At 71.7% G+C, this 18,695-nt stretch carries 16 protein-coding genes; 12 read left to right on the top strand and 4 right to left on the bottom strand.

Translation table 11 applies throughout. The features are described 5' to 3' along the window. Window positions 1-51 precede the first annotated feature (51 nt). The 12 genes from PV419_RS38980 (at window position 52) to PV419_RS38925 (ending at window position 14,535) form a co-directional block, all read left to right on the top strand. Window positions 52-738 carry an acyl-CoA dehydrogenase family protein gene (locus PV419_RS38980; protein ID WP_319697138.1) on the top strand — a complete coding sequence of 229 codons (687 nt, stop codon included), beginning with the start codon at window positions 52-54 and terminating at the stop codon, window positions 736-738. Then, window positions 735-1,961 carry an acyl-CoA dehydrogenase family protein gene (locus tag PV419_RS38975; protein WP_319697137.1) on the top strand — a complete coding sequence of 409 codons (1,227 nt, stop codon included), beginning with the start codon at window positions 735-737 and terminating at the stop codon, window positions 1,959-1,961. Before PV419_RS38980 ends, PV419_RS38975 begins: the two co-directional genes overlap by 4 nt. 5 nt (window positions 1,962-1,966) lie before the next feature. After that, a complete protein-coding gene (locus PV419_RS38970; RefSeq protein WP_319697136.1) occupies window positions 1,967-3,043 on the top strand; it encodes a ketoacyl-ACP synthase III family protein in 1,077 nt (358 codons plus the stop codon). After that, window positions 3,030-4,301 carry a type III PLP-dependent enzyme gene (locus PV419_RS38965; protein ID WP_319697135.1) on the top strand — a complete coding sequence of 424 codons (1,272 nt, stop codon included), beginning with the start codon at window positions 3,030-3,032 and terminating at the stop codon, window positions 4,299-4,301. Before PV419_RS38970 ends, PV419_RS38965 begins: the two co-directional genes overlap by 14 nt. 17 nt (window positions 4,302-4,318) lie before the next feature. After that, the gene (locus tag PV419_RS38960; protein ID WP_319697133.1) at window positions 4,319-4,576 is read left to right on the top strand and encodes an acyl carrier protein; all 258 of its coding nucleotides are present in this window, start codon (window positions 4,319-4,321) and stop codon (window positions 4,574-4,576) included. A gap of 3 nt (window positions 4,577-4,579) precedes the next feature. Continuing rightward, complete coding sequence (locus tag PV419_RS38955; RefSeq protein WP_319697131.1) at window positions 4,580-5,305, top strand: hypothetical protein; 726 nt, start codon at window positions 4,580-4,582, stop codon at window positions 5,303-5,305. Window positions 5,306-5,736: 431 nt separating this feature from the next. Next, window positions 5,737-6,936 (top strand): ROK family transcriptional regulator, encoded by a 1,200-nt coding sequence (locus PV419_RS38950; protein ID WP_319697129.1) that lies wholly within the window; start codon window positions 5,737-5,739, stop codon window positions 6,934-6,936. Window positions 6,937-7,199: 263 nt separating this feature from the next. After that, window positions 7,200-8,300 (top strand): substrate-binding domain-containing protein, encoded by a 1,101-nt coding sequence (locus PV419_RS38945; protein WP_319697128.1) that lies wholly within the window; start codon window positions 7,200-7,202, stop codon window positions 8,298-8,300. Between the two features lie 134 nt (window positions 8,301-8,434). Beyond that, window positions 8,435-9,223 carry an ATP-binding cassette domain-containing protein gene (locus PV419_RS38940; RefSeq protein ID WP_319697183.1) on the top strand — a complete coding sequence of 263 codons (789 nt, stop codon included), beginning with the start codon at window positions 8,435-8,437 and terminating at the stop codon, window positions 9,221-9,223. After that, on the top strand, window positions 9,220-10,512 hold the full coding sequence (locus tag PV419_RS38935) for an ABC transporter permease subunit (RefSeq protein ID WP_319697126.1): 1,293 nt from the start codon (window positions 9,220-9,222) through the stop codon (window positions 10,510-10,512). Before PV419_RS38940 ends, PV419_RS38935 begins: the two co-directional genes overlap by 4 nt. A 253-nt stretch (window positions 10,513-10,765) precedes the next feature. Then, entirely contained in the window at window positions 10,766-12,748 is a 1,983-nt protein-coding gene (dxs, locus tag PV419_RS38930; RefSeq protein ID WP_319697124.1) for a 1-deoxy-D-xylulose-5-phosphate synthase, read from the top strand. A 200-nt stretch (window positions 12,749-12,948) separates the two neighbouring features. Then, window positions 12,949-14,535, top strand: coding sequence for an amino acid permease (locus tag PV419_RS38925; RefSeq protein ID WP_319697182.1), 1,587 nt, complete (start codon window positions 12,949-12,951; stop codon window positions 14,533-14,535). On the opposite strand, the gene PV419_RS38920 is transcribed toward PV419_RS38925, so the two are convergent. From PV419_RS38920 to PV419_RS38905, 4 genes are all read right to left on the bottom strand, one after another. Further along, a complete protein-coding gene (locus PV419_RS38920) occupies window positions 14,525-15,571 on the bottom strand; it encodes an iron-siderophore ABC transporter substrate-binding protein (RefSeq protein ID WP_319697122.1) in 1,047 nt (348 codons plus the stop codon). The two genes, PV419_RS38925 and PV419_RS38920, sit on opposite strands and share 11 nt — an antisense overlap. Window positions 15,572-15,608: 37 nt before the next feature. Next, a complete protein-coding gene (locus PV419_RS38915) occupies window positions 15,609-16,475 on the bottom strand; it encodes an ABC transporter ATP-binding protein (RefSeq protein ID WP_319697121.1) in 867 nt (288 codons plus the stop codon). After that, window positions 16,472-17,566, bottom strand: a complete 1,095-nt coding sequence (locus PV419_RS38910) for a FecCD family ABC transporter permease (protein WP_319697180.1) — start codon at window positions 17,564-17,566, stop codon at window positions 16,472-16,474. Before PV419_RS38910 ends, PV419_RS38915 begins: the two co-directional genes overlap by 4 nt. A 121-nt stretch (window positions 17,567-17,687) precedes the next feature. Further along, window positions 17,688-18,689, bottom strand: coding sequence for an iron ABC transporter permease (locus PV419_RS38905; protein WP_319697119.1), 1,002 nt, complete (start codon window positions 18,687-18,689; stop codon window positions 17,688-17,690). Between the last annotated feature and the right edge of the window lie 6 nt (window positions 18,690-18,695).

The raw sequence follows: 18,695 nt of genomic DNA, 5'->3' as shown, positions 1-18,695 counted from the left end.
GCTGCGGAATTGTCCTCCGCGGACTCCGGAGCTGACCCTCTCGCCGCCGCCATGGACGTCTTGCGCACGGCCCGCGAGAGCGGTCTTGCGGCGGCTCTGTCCGCCGCCGTGCGGCATCTGGATTTCATCGCACCCTGCTCCGACAAGGGCTTTTGTGTCCTGCCCGACGGGTCGGCGGCCAGTTCCCCGGAAATGCGAGGCTGGCTGATGGCGGGGCGAACGGTCCCCGGTGAGCGGGTCGCGGTGCGGCCGGGCCCGCGCCACGCGTTGGCCGAGCGCGAGGGGCTGGAGGTCCTCCGGATCGTCCCCCACGAAGTCCCCGACGACACGGCCGGATCGGGTTCCGAGACGCGGGACCGGCTCGCGCTCGCCGGGACGCTGTTCGCCGCGCTGCGCGCCGGGCTGGCCGAGGCGCTGCTGGAGCGGGCGGTGACGCATGTGGCGGGACGGCGCTCCGGAGAGCGGCCGCTGATCGAGCGGCAGTTGGTGCGCGCGAAGATCGCCGACTGTGTCGCCGCCATCCGATCCTGCGAGCTCCTGCTGACCACCTCCGGCGCCGACCCGTACGCCGCACACGAGCTGCACCGGCGCCTCGATGTGACCGACGCGGCCCTGACCAACCTCTTCGGCGGCGCCGGCTATCTGGCCGACCACCCCGTGCGTTCCCTGTATGTCGCGGCGTACGTCGGCAGCCTGTGGGTGGCGCCGCCGCAGGACCCCGAACAGGAGTGGTCGTGACGGCCCTGGCCCTGGACGCCGAGGACCCGGTCCTGGACGCCGCACACAGGCGCATGCGCGCCCGCGCCCGCGAGGTCGCCCCCGCCCTGCGGGAGGCCGCCCTCGCCATCGACGCCGACCCGGCCCGTATGGACGACCACCTCGGCAATCCCGCCTTCCGCCTCTTCCGCGCCATGGGCATCCCCGAGCGGTTCCAGGACGAGCGGAACCGGGCCGAAGTGAGGGGCCTGCCACGGGACTTCCTCGCGCTGATGATCTGCTCCATGGAGCTCGCGCGCGGCGACGCGGGCACCATGTTCGCCGCCCCCGCCCCCGCCCTCGCCGGCGTGGTCGTGCGCACCATCGGCGACGAACGGCAACAGGCCTCGTTCTACGAGCGCATCGCCGACGGCGCGACCTGGGCCTTCTGCGCCATCACCGAACCACAGGCGGGCAGCGACGCCACCCGCATGCAGACCGCGCTCACCCCAGCCGACCCGGGTGACCGCAGCGGCGACTGGCTGCTGAACGGCGCCAAGAAGTACGTCGGGAACGGCTCGCGCGGCGGCGTCGGGGTGGTCTTCGCGCAGACCGGCACCTCCCCGCTGGGTGTGCGCGCCGTGCTCCTGGAGCTCCCGGCGCCCGGGGCGCACGGCGAGGCGCTCGACATGATCGGGCTGCGGGGCGCCCGCATCAGCGAAATGACCTTCCGTGAGGTGCCGATCGCGCGGGACCGGCTGCTCGGCGCCCATCTGCCCGCCACCCGCCGGGGAATGTGGGGCGCGGTCACGGCCTTCTACGGCGCGCGCGTACAGGTCTCCGCGACCGCCGTCGGACTCGCCGCTGCGGTGCACGACTACGTACGCGCCGAGCGCCGGACGCCGAGCCCGGCCGAGCGGCGGGTACTGGAGACGGCCTCACTGCGCATCGCGGCGGTCGCCCGGCTCGTCCACCGCACCGCGCTCCTCGTCGAGGCGGACCAGGGGCGCGGCGACGCCTCCGCCCTGTGCAAGCTGGAGGCGGTCCGCCTGGTCCGGGACGTCACCCGTCGGCTGCCCGCCCTCCTGGGCCGCGGCGCCCTGCTGGACCACCCGCTGCTGGAGAAGTGGGCCCGCGACGCCGCCGCACTGGAGCTCATGGAGGGCACCAGCGACATCCAACGGCTGCGGCTGGCCCAGGACTTCGCCCGGTCCGGCACCGTGCCCGCGGGCAGGGATACGGTGCCCGCGGGCGAGGGCGGGTGACGCCGATGCGTCTGGGGCCCATCGGCACCTTCGTCCCGGACACCGCGCTCACGGTCGCGGACGTCACCGCGGGCGCCGGGCTCCCGGACGCCAAGGCCCGCTTCTACCGCGACTACCTCGGCTTCCACGACATCCCCCGGAGCCCCGGCCACTCGCTCGCCGGCATGCTCACGGCGGCGGGCCGCGAGGCCTTGCGCGGCACCGACCCGCGCGACGTACGCCAGGTGCTGTACGCGCGCCTCGGGGAGGAGACAGACCCGGCGGGGGCCGACGCGGCGGGGGCCCAGCTGCTCGACGGCGTCCGCACCGCCCTTGGCCTCGACCATGCCCCGGCCTTCTCGGTCGGCCAGATGAACTGCGCCGCCGGGCTGTTCGCGCTCTTCCTGGCCGGGCAACTGCTCGGGCCGGCCGAAGGGCCGAGCACGGTCGACCGTCGACAGGGGCTGGCGCCCCGGCGGGGGCACCTCCCAGCGGTAGCTGGGGGAGAACCGAGCCCTCAAAAAGAGGACGGCGGGAGCGCGCTGCTGCTCACCGGCGACCGGGTGGCCCGCCCGGAGCGGGGCGTCATCCCCGGGATCGCGGTCGTCGCCGACGCCGCCGCCGCGTGCCTGGTGGGCCCGCGGGTGCCGGGCGACCGGCTGCTCGGCTCCGCCTTCCGTACGTACGGCCGGTTCTACCGCAGCCTCGGCGGCGCGGACCCGGACCGGGAGCGGGAGTACACCCGGCTCTACGCCCCCGCCCTCGCCGCCGTGATCCAGGAGGCGCTGGAGGAGGCGGGGGCCGGGCTCGACGGCGTACGGTGGATCGTCCCGCACAACGTCAACCGCCTGTCCTGGAAAGGCGTGGCCAAGGAGCTGGGCATCCCCTATTCCCAGATCTTCCTCGACAATTTGCCGCGCCTGGGCCACGCCAACTGCGCCGACCCGTACCTCAACCTCGCCTCGCTGCGCGCCTCCGGGCGGCTCGAGCCGGGGGACCGGTATGTGATGGCCACCGTCGGCCTCGGCGCGACCTTCGGCGCGGTGGTCCTGCAACGAGAAGGCGGGCGAGGGAGCGAGGAAGCACGCGATGGAGAGCTTTGAGGCCGTCCAGGGGATCCGGGCCGCGGACCTGGCGGACCACTTCGGCACTCCGCTGTACGTCTACGACGGCGAGCTGCTGGCGGGCGCGGTCCGGTCACTCGCGGAGGCGCTGCCGCACCCAGTGGAGATCTTCTACTCCCTGAAGGCCAACCCCAACAGCAGCGTCTGCTCACTGCTGTTCGCGCACGGCGCCCACGCCGAGGTCTCCTCGCTCGTCGAGCTGCGCACCGCCCGCACGGCCGGGGCCCGCCCCGAGAACATCATCTTCCTCGGCCCGGGAAAGAACGCCGAGGACATCCGCGCGTGCGTCCAGGGCCGGGTGTACGCCATCGTCTGCGAGTCCTGGGAGGAGCTGGAGCTCATCGAGGCGACGGCGCGACAGACGGGGCTGCGGCAGCGGGTGCTGCTGCGCGTCAACCCCTCGTTCGGCGCCGCCGGTACGCGGCTGGCCATGGGCGGAAAGCCCCGGCAGTTCGGCATCGACGAGGAGCAACTCCTCGACGGGAAAGACCGGTTGAGCGCGCTCACGCACGCCGTACCCGTGGGCGTACACGTCTATCTGGGCACCCGGATCCTCGACGCGGCCGCGGTCGTGGAGAACACCGCCCAGGTGCTCGCGCTGGCCGAACGCGTCGCGGCGGCCACGGGCATCGGGCTGGAGGCCGTGGACGTGGGCGGCGGCCTCGGAGTCGCGTACTTCGACGGCGAACGGGACCTGGACCTCGACGCGCTGCGCACGGGCCTCACACCCGTCGTGGGCGACTTCGCGCGCCGCCATCCGCGCACCCGGCTGCTGCTGGAGTCCGGGCGCTTCCTCACCGCCCGCGCCGGGGCCTATCTGGTGCGGGTTCAGTACGTGAAGGAATCCCGCGACACGTGGTTCGCCGTCACCGACGGCGGCACGAACCACCACATGGCGGCGGTCGGGGTCGGCTCGTACGCCCGCCGTAACTTCCCCGTCGCCGCGGTCGCGGGCGACGGCGCGGGACCCGAGCGCCCCTGGCACATCACCGGCCCGCTGTGCACCCCGGAGGACACCCTCGCCCGCGGCGTGCCCCTGCCCGGCCTCGAGCCGGGCGACGTGCTGGCGGTGCTGCGGTCGGGCGCGTACGGCCCGACGGCCTCGCCCGGTCTCTTCCTCAGCCATGGGTTCCCGGCCGAGGTGCTGGTCCACGAGGGCCGCCCGCTGCTGGTCCGCGACCGGGACACCGCCGACGACCTGCTGCGCAAGCAGCGCCACCACCAGTTCGTTCAGTAAGCGACGGGAGACCCGGGATGGACCGCGCACAGATGGTCGAGACGATCGGCAGGTCGGTGGCCGCGATGGTGCCGTACGCCGACACTCCGGTGGACGAGAGCAAGCGGCTCTTCGAGGACCTGGGGCTCGACTCGACCAGCATCGTCGAGCTGATGATCGACCTGGAGGACAACGCGGGCGTGGTCGTCGACACGGACGCCATCGAACCGGACGTCTTCGAGACCGTCGGCTCGCTGGTCGACTTCCTCATGCGCTGTCTCCCCGCCGAGCGGTGAGGGGTGGCGGACACGGCGGTGGCGGGGCTGCGCCTGGGCGCGACCTGGGGGCTGGACTTCCCGGAGCGGCCCGGCGAGCGCTCCTTCGTCGCGATGGGCGGCGAACTGCTGGCGGGAGCCCCCGGCGACGACGGGCAGCACGTCCCGGGACCCTCGGGGCCGCCGCCGGCGCGCCCGCTGGACTATCTGGTGGTGGCTTACGAGGCGTATGACGCGGCCCCCGCCGGGCTGGCGGCGGGCTTCCTCGCCGACGCCTGCCCCGGCGACCCGCGCGCCTTCTCCATCGCCGACCAGGGGATCGGCGCCCCGTTCAGCGGCCTGAAGGTGCTCGACCGCATCCACCGGGGCGGGGGCCTGAGCGACGCCGCGCTGTTCGTGCTCGACCCGGCGGCCGGGGCGGTGCTGGCCCTCGGCGGGACGGGCGGCTGGGGCCTGGAGGCGCTGGCGGAGGAGCGGGCCGGGGAGGCGGCGGACTGCCTGCCGCTGCTCCCGTCGGCCCCGCGCACCTCGTACGTGCTGGGCGACGGCCTGCGCGACCTGACGGGGGCCCTGGCGGCGGCGGGGGCCACGGTACGGACCGCCGAGTCGGGGCACGGCTGCGCCGGGGTCTGGCGGGCACTGCGCGGTGCGCTGGCCGCCGCGGCGGACGAGGGCGCCGAGCGGCTGGTGATCGCGGACCGCGACCGGGGGCTGGGCCGGCTGCACAGCGCCGTCTTCGCTCGTGTGTGATCGGCCCGCTGCCCCCCGCCCCGCGGTAGCTGGGGAGAACCGAGCCAGGAAAGAGGGGGACGACCAGGTGCTGGACACTCCCTACCTTGTGGCGGCGCCCGTCGTACGCTGGCGCGATATCGAGATTGTGCGTGCGGGGTGCGGGAAGCCTCATGTCGTACCGGCACGGCGGAGCGCGGCCCGCGGCGCGGCGGCGGGCATGACCGGCATCAACCGGACGATCACCCACGGTCCGGCCTTGTGCGCACGTATCCGATCAAGGAGTCCGACTTGGCTCCGTCATGGTCCGTCAAGGCCTTGACGGGGGACGATCGAGGCGGCTCAGCTTAGAGTTCAGATGTTGGAGACAAGCCGGGCCTCATTGCTGCGGCCCGGCCGGCGGAGCGGCGGTCGTGTCGCCCGCGGAGGCGTGGAGACAGGAGCGGATGGGCGTGGAGACTCCGGGATCGCAGTCGTCGCTGCACCGGGCCAACCTCGAGCGGGTGGTACGCGCGGTGCGCATGGCGGGTTCGCTCACCCAGGCGGAGATCGCCCGGACCACCGGGCTGTCCGCGGCCACCGTCTCCAACATCGTCCGCGAGCTCAAGGACGGCGGCACGGTCGAGGTCACTCCGACCTCGGCGGGCGGTCGCCGGGCGCGCAGCGTCTCGCTCAGCGGTGACGCGGGCATCGTGGTCGGCGTGGACTTCGGGCATACGCACCTGCGCGTGGCCATCGGCAACCTGGCCCACCAGGTGCTGGCCGAGGAGTCCGAGCCGCTGGATGTGGACGCCTCGGCGTCGCAGGGCCTGGACCGGGCCGAGCACCTGGTCAGCAGGCTGATCGCGGCGACCGGCATCAGCCAGGAGAAGGTGGTGGGCGTCGGCCTCGGCGTGCCGGCGCCGATCGATGTCGAGACCGGGACGCTCGGCTCGACCGCGATCCTGCCGGGCTGGGCGGGCACCAATCCGCGCGACGACCTGGCCCAGCGCCTGGGCGTGCCGGTGCACGTGGACAACGACGCCAACCTCGGCGCGCTCGGCGAGCTGGTGTGGGGGGCCGGGCGCGGGGTGGCCGACCTCGCGTACATCAAGGTCGCCGACGGTGTCGGCGCGGGGCTGGTGATCAGCGGGCAGATCTACCGCGGGCCCGGCGGCACGGCCGGTGAGATCGGCCATATCACGCTGGACGAGTCGGGCCCGGTGTGCCGCTGCGGCAACCGAGGCTGCCTGGAGACGTTCACCGCGGCCCGGTATGTGCTGCCGCTGCTGTACTCCAGCCATGGCGTGGACCTGACCGTGGAGCGCATGGTGCAGCTCGCCCGGGACGGCGACCCCGGCTGCCGCCGGGTGATCGCGGACGTGGGGCGGCACATCGGCAGCGGCGTGGCGAACCTGTGCAACCTGATCAATCCGAGCCGGGTGGTGCTGGGCGGCCATCTCGCCGAGGCGGGGGAGCTGGTGCTCGGCCCGATCCGGGAGTCGGTCGCGCGGTACGCCATCCCGAGCGCGGCCCGTCGGCTGTCGGTGATGCCCGGGGCGCTCGGCGGACGGGCCGAGGTGCTCGGCGCGCTCGCGCTGGTTCTGAGCGAGATGGGCGACTCGACACTGCTCGACGGCGCCCTGTCGGCGGGCACTCCCGCCCTCACCTGAGCGCAGCCGCCGACCTGACAACCTGACCCGGCCTCACATCACAGGGGGCCGGGGGAGATCCGGGGCTCCGGGCACCGCATGTGCCCGGAGCCCCGGCTTTTCTGTCTGGTCTGGACCTGCTCACGCTGCGTTCACCCGTATAACGCATGGCACCGTTGCCATCTCGTTAAGGATTTACTTCTTGACGCCAAGCAGGCAGCCGAGTTGACTGCCGGTCACCTCGGCCGCATTGACGCGGCCTCGTCAGGGAGGTCACCCCCACCATGAACGCAACGATGCGTCGTGTCGTCGTCGCCACGGCGGCCGTCTCCATGGCCGTCTCGCTCGCCGCCTGCGGCTCCGCCAAGGAGGCCGACAAGAGCAAGGACGACAAAAAGAAGAAGACCGGGCCGCTCACCATCGGCCTGCTCCTGCCGGAAGACCAGACCGCCAGATACGAGGCCATGGACCACCCGTTGATCGAGAAGGAGATCAAGGCGGGCTGCGCGGACTGCGAGGTGATCTACGCCAACGCCAAGTCGGACCTCTCGGCGCAGCAGCAGCAGGTCGACTCGATGATCACCAAGGAGGTGGACGTGATCATCCTCGACTCGGTGGACTCCAAGGGCATCAGCAAGTCGGTCAAGAAGGCCGACAAGGCCGGAATCCCGGTCGTCGCCTACGACCGGCTCGCCGAGGGCCCGGTCTCCGCGTACACCTCCTTCGACAACGAGAAGGTCGGCAAGGTCCAGGGCGAGGCGCTGCTCAAGGCGCTCGGGAAGAAGGCCAAGGACGGCAAGGTCGTCATGCTCAACGGCTGGGCGGGCGACCCGAACGCGGCGCTGTTCAAGAAGGGCGCGCTGTCGGTTCTGGAGGGCAAGGTCGACATCGCCAAGAAGTACGACGTCGACCACTGGCTGGCGGATGAGGCCAACAAGTCCATGACCGGTGCGATCAACTCCCTCGGCAAGGACAACATCATCGGTGTCTACTCGGCCAACGACACCATGGCGGGCGGCGCCATCAACGCGCTCAAGGCCGGCGGCGTCAAGCCGCTGCCCCCGGTCACCGGGCAGGACGCCGAACTCGCGGCTGTCCAGCGGGTCCTGGCGGGCACGCAGTACATGAGCGTGTACAAGCCCTACGGCAAGGAGGCGGTGGCCGCCGCGAAGATGGCCCTCGCGCTCGGCCGAGGCGAGAAGGTCCCCGCCGAGACCACGGCCGACAGCCCGACCAAGAAGAAGATCCCGGCGACGCTGATCCCGCCGATGTCGATGACCAAGGACAACATCAAGGACACCGTCGTCAAGGACGGCCTGTACAAGGTCTCCGACATCTGCAAGGCCCAGTACAAGGCCGCGTGCGACGAGCTCGGCATCAAGTAGTGCGCCTTCGGCCGCCCGTGCCCCACGGGCGGCCCGTCCCTGCTGTCGACACCACCGCCCCCGAAGAAGGCGAGGTGAGAGAGCGCTCTCTCACCTCCGTGACACCGCAGGGCCCGCCCCTGCTCAGATCGGAGATGGCCATCGTGCCGAACGAACCCGTGTTGGCGTTGCGCGGGATCTCCAAGCGGTTCGGCGCCGTCCAGGCGCTGACGGGCATACATCTGGAGGTCCACGCCGGTGAAGTGGTCGCCCTGGTGGGCGACAACGGCGCCGGCAAGTCGACCCTTGTCAAGGCGATCGCCGGAGTCGGCCCCGCCGACGAGGGCGTCGTCGAGTGGGAGGGCGGGCCGGTCCAGGTCAACCGCCCCCACGACGCGCAGGAGTTGGGCATCGCGACCGTGTACCAGGACCTCGCCCTGTGCGACAACATCGACGTGGTCGGCAATCTCTTCCTCGGCCGCGAGATCCGGCGCGCCGGGGTGCTCGACGAGGTCGAGATGGAGCGCCGCTCCCGCGAGTTGCTGGAGACCCTGTCCATCCGCATCCCCAGCGTGCGGATCCCGATCGCCTCGCTGTCCGGCGGCCAGCGGCAGACCGTCGCCATCGCCCGCTCGATGCTCGGCGAGCCCAAGCTGGTGATCCTCGACGAGCCGACCGCGGCTCTCGGCGTGGAGCAGACCGCGCAGGTCCTCGACCTGGTCGAGCGGCTGCGTGAGCGCGGCCTGGCGGTGATCCTCATCAGCCACAACATGGCCGATGTGAAGGCCGTGGCGGACCGGGTCGCGGTGCTGCGCCTCGGCCGCAACAACGGCACCTTCGATGTGCAGACCACCTCTCAAGAAGAGATCATCTCCGCCATCACCGGCGCCACGGACAACGCCGTGACCCGCCGCAAGGCGCGTAACGCGGAGGTCGCAAGGTGACTACCAAGATCGACAAGACCAATGGCGGCGATGGTGTGCGGGACGCGGCCCCGGTCGCCAAGGACGCGGTCACCGCGGTCGACCCCCGGCTGCTGGTGCGCCAGGAGGGCTTCAAGGGGTACGTCCAGGAGTTCGGCCGCAAGCTGCGCAGCGGTGAGCTGGGCGCGCTCCCGGTCATCGTGGGCATCGCCGTCATCTGGGCGGTCTACCAGTGGAAGGACGACGCCTTCCTCTCGCCCAAGAACCTCTCCGACCTGTCGATCCTGATCGTCGGCACCGGTCTGATCTCGGTCGGCATCGTCTTCGTGCTGCTGCTTGGCGAGATCGACCTGTCCGTCGGCTCGCTCAGCGGGCTGGCCGCGGCCACCATGGCGGTGCTCAACACCCGACACGGGGTGCCCGAAGGGCTCGCCGTGGTCATCGCGCTGGCCCTCGGCGCCGCCCTCGGCGCGCTGCACGGCTTCTTCTTCGCCAAGATCGGCGTCCCGGCCTTCGTGGTGACCCTCGCCGGGCTGCTGGCCTGGAACGGGCTGATGCTCCAGGTGCTGGGCACCACCGGCACCATCCAACTCGACGACGACGGCTTTGTGCAGAGGCTGTCCAGTCATTACTTCTCGCAGCTGATCGCCGCGTACGGGGCGGCCACGGTCGCCGTGGCCTGGTTCTTCCTCGCCCAGTTCCTGGGCGCGAGGCGCCGCAAGGCGGCCGGCGTACCCTCCCGGCCGCTGAGCGAGATCCTGGTACGCACCGCGGTGCTGGCCGTCATCGCCTACGCCGCGGCCTGGCGGCTCAACGATTACATGGGCTTGCCGCTGGCGCTCGTCATCTTCGTGGCGGTGCTGCTGGTCCTCGACTTCGTGGCGCGCCGCACCCCCTACGGACGCAAGGTGATCGCGCTGGGCGGCAGCGTCGAGGCGTCCCGCCGTGCGGGCATCAATGTGGACGCGGTGCGGATCTCGGTGTTCGCCCTGTCCGGGCTGATGGCGGCGTTCGGCGGAATCATGATCGCCTCCCGGATCGGCTCCGCGAGCCAGCAGGCCGGCACCGGCAACCTGCTCATGGAGGCGATCGCCGCCGCGGTCATCGGCGGCACCAGCCTCTTCGGCGGCCGCGGCTCGGTCTGGTCGGCGCTGCTGGGCATGCTGGTCATCGGCTCCATCGCGTCCGGAATGAGCCTGCTGGGCGTCGCCAGCTCCGTGCAGTACATGATCACCGGTGCGGTGCTGCTGGCCGCGGTCGTGATCGACTCGGTCTCGCGGAGGACCCAGCGCTCGGCGGGGCGCGGCTGAGGCCTCTTCCGGGCTCGGTTCTCCCCCAGCTACCGCTGGGAGGTGCCCCCGCTGTGCCGTGTGTCACGTGCCCGGCACCGCCTCGTCCAGGCGGTGCCGGGCACGGGTGTTCTGCCGCCGTACGCGTGACGCGGATCGCGGGGACCGGGCCATCGCCGACCGGACAGAACATTAGACTCAGGCGCACCGGCAAGGCTCGGCGGACACAAAGACGAAGAAGCTCGACGGCAAACTCGACAGCAAGGAGGCACGGGTGCTGCTGACCCACATCAGGGGACCGCGTGATCTGGACCGGCTCACTCCGGAGCAGCTGGACCAGCTGGCCGCGGAGATCCGCACCTTCCTCGTCGACGCCGTCTCCAAGACCGGTGGCCACCTGGGCCCCAACCTCGGCGTGGTGGAGCTCACCATCGCCCTGCACCGGGTCTTCGACTCGCCCCGGGACAAGGTGCTCCTGGACACCGGCCACCAGAGCTACGTCCATAAACTCCTCACCGGCCGCCAGGACTTCTCCAAGCTCAAGAGCAAGGGCGGGCTGTCCGGCTACCCCTCGCGCGCCGAGTCCGCGCACGACGTCATCGAGAACAGCCACGCCTCCGCCGTGCTGGGCTGGGCCGAGGGTCTGGCCAAGGCCAACGAGCTGCTGGGCAAGCAGGACCATGTGGTCGCGGTCATCGGTGACGGCGCGCTGACGGGCGGCATGGCCTGGGAGGCGCTCAACAACATCGCCGCGGCCAAGAACCGTCCGCTCGTCATCGTCGTGAACGACAACGAGTGGTCGTACTCGCCGACCATCGGCGGTCTGGCGAACCACCTGGCCACCCTCCGCACCACCGACGGGTACGAGCGCTTCCTGGCCCGCGGCAAGGACCTCCTGGAGCGCACCCCGGTGGTCGGCCGTCCACTGTACGAGACGCTGCACGGGGCCAAGAAGGGACTGAAGGACTTCATCGCGCCGCAGGGCATGTTCGAAGACCTGGGGCTGAAGTACGTCGGCCCGATCGACGGCCATGACATCGAGGCGCTGGAGTCCGCGCTCCAGCGGGCGAAGCGTTTCGGCGGCCCGGTCATCGTGCACTGCCTCACCGAGAAGGGCCGCGGCTACACCCCGGCCGAGCAGGACGAGACCGACCGCTTCCACGGCATCGGCCCGATCCACCCCGACACCGGGCTGCCGATCTCCGCGTCCGGTGCCGACTGGACCTCCGTCTTCGGCGAGGAGATGGTCAAGCTCGGCGAGGAGCGCGAGGACATCGTCGCGATCACCGCGGCGATGCTGCACCCGGTGGGCCTCACCAAGTTCGCCAAGCGGTTCCCCGAGCGGGTCTTCGACGTCGGCATCGCCGAGCAGCACGGTGCGGTCTCGGCGGCGGGTCTGGCCACGGGCGGGCTGCACCCGGTCTTCGCCGTCTACGCCACCTTCCTCAACCGCGCCTTCGACCAGGTCCTGATGGATGTGGCGCTGCACAAGTGCGGGGTGACCTTCGTCCTCGACCGGGCCGGGATCACCGGCACGGACGGCGCCTCGCACAACGGCATGTGGGATCTGTCCATCCTGCAGGTCGTCCCGGGGCTGCGGATCGCCGCCCCGCGCGACGCCGACCAGGTCCGCGCCCAGCTGCGCGAGGCCGTGGAGGTGGACGACGCCCCGACGGTGGTGCGCTACTCCAAGGGTGCGGTCGGCCCGGCGGTGCGGGCGGTGGGCCGGATCGGCGGCATGGATGTGCTGCGCGAGCCCGCCCCGGCGGACGCGGACCGGCCGGATGTGCTGCTGGTCTCGGTCGGCGCGCTGGCTCCGATGTGTCTGGAGGTCGCCGACCTTCTGGACAAGCAGGGCATTTCCGCCACGGTGGTGGACCCGCGCTGGGTCAAGCCCGTCGACGAGGAGCTGCCCGCGCTCGCCGAGCGCCACCGCGTCGTGGTCACCGTCGAGGACAACATCCGGGTCGGCGGAGTGGGCTCCGCCATCGCGCAGGCGCTGCGCGACTCCGGGGTGGACATGCCACTGCGCGACTTCGGCATCCCGCCGCGCTTCCTCGACCACGCCTCCCGCAAGGAGGTCATGGCGGAGATCGGGCTGACCGCCCCGGACATCGCCCGCCAGGTCACCGGCCTGGTCTCCAGGATCGGCGGACGCTACGAAGGTGACGCGGCGGGCTCAGCCGCGGCGGCCGAGCCGGCCGGGACCGGCGCGGCGTCGCAGGCGTCCACCGCGGCCGAGCCCGTACGGGACTGAGCTGCCGCACTTCCACGTCCGGGCCGGGCCGGTCGGGGCCGCCGCGCGACACGCGCGATGCTCCGACCGGCCCAGCGCTTTTCCCACAGCTTCGCCCCCATCGGGTGAATCGGGAATGCCGGAGAGTGTGCACACATCACGTATGCCTGATTGCCAGAACCATGGCGCGCACGGGCAGGCGTGGAGGTGGCGCGGTGAACGTGAGAGAACCCAGCAGCGGGGGCGCCGGGGACAGGGCCGGGAAGTGGGGCCGCACAGGCCTCTTCCGCACGAAGTCGGTGGAGCAGTCCATCCAGGACACCGTGGAGCCCGAGCACGCCCTGACCAGGACGCTCTCCGCCCTCGATCTGACCGTCTTCGGCGTCGGCGTCATCATCGGCACCGGCATCTTCGTGCTGACCGGAGCCGTGGCCAAGCAGCAGGCGGGGCCCGCGACCGCGCTCGCCTTCGTGGCCGCCGGGATCGCCTGTGCGCTGGCCGCGCTGTGCTACGCCGAGTTCGCCTCCACGGTCCCGGTGGCCGGGTCCGCGTACACCTTCTCGTACGCCTCGCTCGGCGAACTGCCCGCCTGGACCATCGGTTGGGACCTGGTCCTGGAATTCGCCCTGGCCACCGCCGTGGTGGCGGTCGGCTGGTCCGGCTATGTCCGCTCGCTGCTGGACAACGCCGGATGGCATCTGCCGGACGCGCTGTCGGGCCCCGATGTGGCACACGGCTTCACCTTCGACATCCTCGCCTTTCTGCTGGTGCTGCTGCTCACCGGGATCCTGATCCTGGGCATGAAGCTGTCCGCGCGCGTCACGACGGTGGTGGTCGCGGTCAAGGTGACCGTGGTGCTGCTGGTCATCATCGCTGGATCCTTCTTCATCCACGCCGAGAACTACCACCCCTTCATCCCCAAGGCCCGGGCCACGGCCTCCAGCTCCGGGCTCAAGGCCCCGCTGATCGAGGTGATGTTCGGGTATCAGCCGACGGCCTACGGCGTGCAGGGCATCTTCACCGCCGCCGCCGTGGTCTTCTTCGCCTTCATCGGCTTCGACATCGTGGCCACCACGGCCGAGGAGACCAGAAACCCGCAGCGGGACATGGCGCGCGGCATCCTCGGCTCACTCTTCATCTGCACCGTGCTGTACGTCGCGGTGTCCGTGGTGGTCACCGGCATGCAGAAGTACACCGAGCTGTCGGTGGACGCCCCGCTCGCCGACGCCTTCAAGGCGACCGGACACCCCTTCTACGCGGGCCTCATCAGCTTCGGCGCGGCGATCGGGCTCACCACCGTCTGCCTGATCCTGCTGCTCGGGCAGACCCGCGTCTTCTTCGCCATGAGCCGCGACGGACTGCTGCCCAGGTTCTTCTCGAAGGTGCATCCGAAGTACGCCACGCCATACCGCTCGACGGTCCTGCTCGGCGTGATCATCGCCGTCGTCGCCGGGTTCACCAGCATCTCCGAGCTGGCGGCGCTGGTGAACATCGGCACGCTCTTCGCCTTCGTCGTGGTCGCCCTCGGCGTCATCGTGCTCCGCCGCACCCGCCCCGACCTGCACCGCGCCTTCCGCGCCCCCTGGGTGCCGGTGCTGCCGATGGCCTCGGTCGCCGCCTCGCTGTGGCTGATGCTGAACCTCCCCGCCGAGACCTGGCTGCGGTTCGGGGTGTGGATGGGGGTCGGCTTCGTCGTCTACTTCCTCTACGGGCGCCGCCACAGCCGGATGGGCGCGGCGGCGCCGGGCCCCGGGCCGGGGCCTACGCGGCGACCCGGGCCTACGCGGGGACCGGGCCCTACGCGGTGAGGCGCTGCTCCAGGTCCGCCACGACCTCGTTCGCGGCCATCACCCCGAGGCCCAGGTACCAGGTCTCGTCCGGGACGTCAGACGCGTGGCCGGCCTTGACCGCCTTGAGGTTCTTCCACAGCGGGTTGCCCTGCGCCTTGGAGCGGTCCGTGGCCTTCGGGTCGCCGTAGACGCCGGTGAAGATGTAGTCGGCGTCGGCCTTGTCGATGTTCTCGGCGCTGATCTCGGTGGCGAGGTCCTCGACGTCCTGGTTCTTCGGGCGCGGAATGTGCGCGTCCTTCAGGATCGTGCCGATGAACGAGGCGTTGGCGTAGAGGCGGATGACGCCGTCGGGCATGAACCGGACCATGGAGACGGTCGGCTTCTTGGCGCCCAGCTTCGTGTCCAGCGCCTTGACCTTCTTGTCGTAGTCCGTCAGTTCCGCCTTGGCCTCGGCCGTCTTGTCCAGCGCCGCGGCGTTGAGGAGGAAGTTCTGCTTCCAGGTGAATCCGGGGCGGATGGAGAAGACGGTCGGCGCGATCTTCGACAGCTCGTCGTACTTGTCCGCGGCGCGCAGCTGGCTGCCGAGGATCAGGTCGGGCTTGAGCCCGGCGATCGCCTCGAGGTTGAGGTTGTTGATGGTGCCGACGTTCTTCGGGCTGCCCGCCTCCTTCTTCAGGTACGACGGGAGCTCCGGGGAGCCCTCGGTGGGCGCCAGGCCTACCGGCTTGATGCCGAGCGACACCACGTTGTCCAGCTCGCCGACGTCCAGCACGACCACCCGCTTCGGCTGGGCCTTGAGCTCGGTCTTGCCCATGGCGTGGGTGATGGTGCGCGGCCACTGGCCGGCCTTGGCGTCCGTGCCCATCGCGGCGGTCTTCTTGGCCGCGCTCGCGAAGTCCTTGCCGTCCTTGGAAACTGACTGCTTGTCGCCTTGCCCGCCGCTGCCTTCTTTTCCGCCGTTGCCGCTGTCGGAGGAGCCGCCACAGGCCGTGAGGGAGAGCGCGGCGGCGACGGCGAGGGCGACGACGGCGGTACCGCGGCGTCGGTAGGACATGGGAAGGCTCCTGTCACAGGCAGTTCTTAGGCGAGGCTTACCTTATGTGGCGCGCGGGCATGGCGGTAGCACCACCCCCGTCAGCACCACCCCCGGCACCACCACCCCGGTCCGCCGACCGCGGGGCCCCCGGCACCACCAGCGGATCGCCCGTCACCGGATCCGGTACGACGACCGAGGCCAGCCCGAAGACCTCCCGCACCAGATCCGCGGTGACGATGTCGCCCGGCGCGCCCTCCGCCACGATCCGTCCGGCCCGCATGGCGATCAGGTGGTCGGCGTAGCGCGCCGCCTGGTTCAGATCGTGCAGGACCGCGACGACGGTGCGGCCGCGGTCGTGGTTGAGCTGCCGGACCAGGTCCAGCACCTCCACCTGGTGGGCGATGTCGAGGTACGTCGTCGGTTCGTCGAGCAGCAGCACGTCGGTGTCCTGGGCCAGGGCCATGGCGATCCACACCCGCTGCCGCTGGCCGCCGGAGAGCTCGTCGACCGGGCGGTCGGCCAACTCGGCCGTCCCGGTGCGCTCCATGGCCTCGGCGACGACCCGCTCGTCCGCCTCCGACCACTGCTGCCACCACTTCTGGTGCGGCTGCCGCCCGCGCGAGACCAGATCCGCCACCGTGATCCCCTCCGGCGGCACCGGGGTCTGCGGCAGCAGCCCGATGGCCTGGGCGATCCGCTTGGTCGGAAGGCGGGACAGCTCGGTGCCGTCCAGCAGCACCGCGCCGCGCCGCGGCTTGAGCAGCCGCCCCAGCGCACGCAGCAGGGTGGATTTGCCGCATGCGTTGGGCCCGACGATCACCGTGACCTTCCCGTGCGGGATCTCCAGGTCGAGACCGTCGACGACCGTGCGGTCCTCGTACGCGAGGGTCAGCCCCCGCGCGGTCAGGCGGTTGTCGGTCACGCGGTGCCTCCGGAACGGCTACGGGTGCGGATGAGCAGCCACATCAGATACGGGGCGCCCACCAGGGCGGTGAACACGCCGACCGGCAGCTCGGTCGGCGAGAAGAGCCTGCGGGCCAGCAGATCCGCCGTGACCACGACCAGCGCCCCGGTCAGCGCCGAACACAGCAGCGGCGGCTGCTCGGTGCGGGCGACCCGGCGCGCGATCTGCGGGGCGAGCAGCGCCACGAAGTCGACCGGGCCGGCGGCACCGGTGGCGACGGACGCGAGGACCACCCCGAGGGCGCTCAGACCCAGCCGGACCCGGTCCAGCCGGACGCCGAGCGCGGTGGCCGTGTCGTCGTCCAGCGACACCCCGCGCCGCGCGCGGGCCGCCCACAGCAGCGGCACCACCAGCAGCAGCAGCGCCGTCGCGAGCGGCGCGGCCTGGTCGTAACCGCGGCCGTTGAGCGACCCGGTGAGCCAGACCTTGGCCTGCTGGGCCACCAGATAGTCGCCCTTGGTCAGGAACAGCCGGGACAGCGAGCCGAGGGCGACCGAGATCCCGATACCGATGAGGACGAAGCGGGAGGCGCTCAGCCCCTTGCGCCAGGCGAACACATAGACCAGCGCGGCGGCCGCCAGCCCGCCGCCGACCGACACATACGGCAGGGCGGTGTACGAGGTGATGCCGAAGGTCATGGCGGCGACCGTGGCCGCGCCCGCGCCATGCGTCACCCCGATGACATCGGGGCTGGCGAGCGGGTTGCGGGCCATGGTCTGGATCAGTGCTCCGGACAGCCCGAAGGCCACGCCCACCAGCAGCCCGGTCACCAGGCGCGGCAGCCGGAGCGTGCCCACCACCAGCTCGTCGGGGCTGGGCTGCCCCAGCAGCACCCGGACGACCTCCGTCGGCGGGACGAACGACTCGCCGACGCACAGCGACGCCACGACGGCCACGGCCAGCGCGGCGGCCAGGACGACGCCCGCCACAACGGCTCTGCGGTGTACGAGGAAGCTGCTCCGCCCGGCCCTGAGCACGGTGTACCCGGCGGCGTGCACGGCCCCTCGGGCGTCTGATCGGGAGGTGCCGGGGGCACGGGTGGCGCTGATCACGCGCCCTCCCCCCGCTCAGTCTCGGCGCGCTCCAACGCGCGAGCTTCCCTCGTCGCTGCTCGCTCCTTCGTCGCTGCGCGGCTCCTCAGTCCAGCCCGCGCAGCGCGCCAAGACACGCTCATGCTGTCACCGCCTTCCTGCGCACCAGGGCGATCAGGAACGGCACGCCCGCCAGGGCGGTCATCACGGACACCGGCACCTCCGAGGGCGGGAAGACGATACGGCCGATGACATCCGAGGTGAGGATCATCACCGGGCCGAGCAGCGCGGCCATGGGCAGCAGCCAGCGGTGGCCGGTGCCGACGAGGGCGCGCGCGATATGCGGAACGGCCAGGCCGGTGAAGGCGATCGGGCCCGCGGCGGCGACCGCGACACCGGTCAGCACGGTCGCGCCCACGGTGCCCGCCATCCGTAGCAGCGCGACATTGCGGCCGAGCCCCCGCGCGACGTCGTCGCCAAGGGCGAGCGCGTCGAGCCCGCGGGCCATCGCCAGCACCAGCAGCAGCCCGGCGGCCAGGAACGGCCAGATCCGGCCGACGATCGTGGCGTCACGCCCGCCGAGCGAGCCCACGTCCCAGAAGCGGAATTCGTCCAGGGCCCGGGCGTTGGTGGTGACGATCGCCGAGACCACCGAGGCGATGAACGCGTTCATCGCGGCTCCGGCCAGGGCGAGTTTGACCGGCGACGCGCCCCCGCGTCCGCTGCTGGCCACCGCGTACACGCACACCGCCGCGAGCGCCGCGCCCGCGAAGGCGAACCAGACGTACCCGTTCAGCGTGTGCACCCCGAAGAACGCGATCGCGCAGACCACGCCCAGCGAAGCCCCCTGGCTGATGCCCAGGATGCCGGGCTCGGCGATCGGGTTGCGGGTGATTGCCTGAAGTACGGTGCCGGCCACGGCGAGGGCCACCCCGACCATGACGCCGATGACGGTCCGCGGCACCCGCAGGGACCGTACGACTTGGGCGTTGTCGCTCGTACCGCCGTGCAGCAGTGCGTCGTACACCTCGCCGATGGCGATCGGGCGGCTGCCGACCGCGAGGCTGAGCACCACGGCGGCCAGGAGCAGCAGCGCCGCCGCGGATATCCAGCCGACGCGGCGGCGTGCGACTCCCGACATTCGCCT

It is taken from the genome of Streptomyces sp. ME19-01-6 (assembly GCF_033793745.1).
GTDB lineage: Bacteria > Actinomycetota > Actinomycetes > Streptomycetales > Streptomycetaceae > Streptomyces.
The sequence above is the reverse complement of the archived record's forward strand: the minus strand, read 5'-3'. Positions and strand labels throughout refer to the sequence as shown.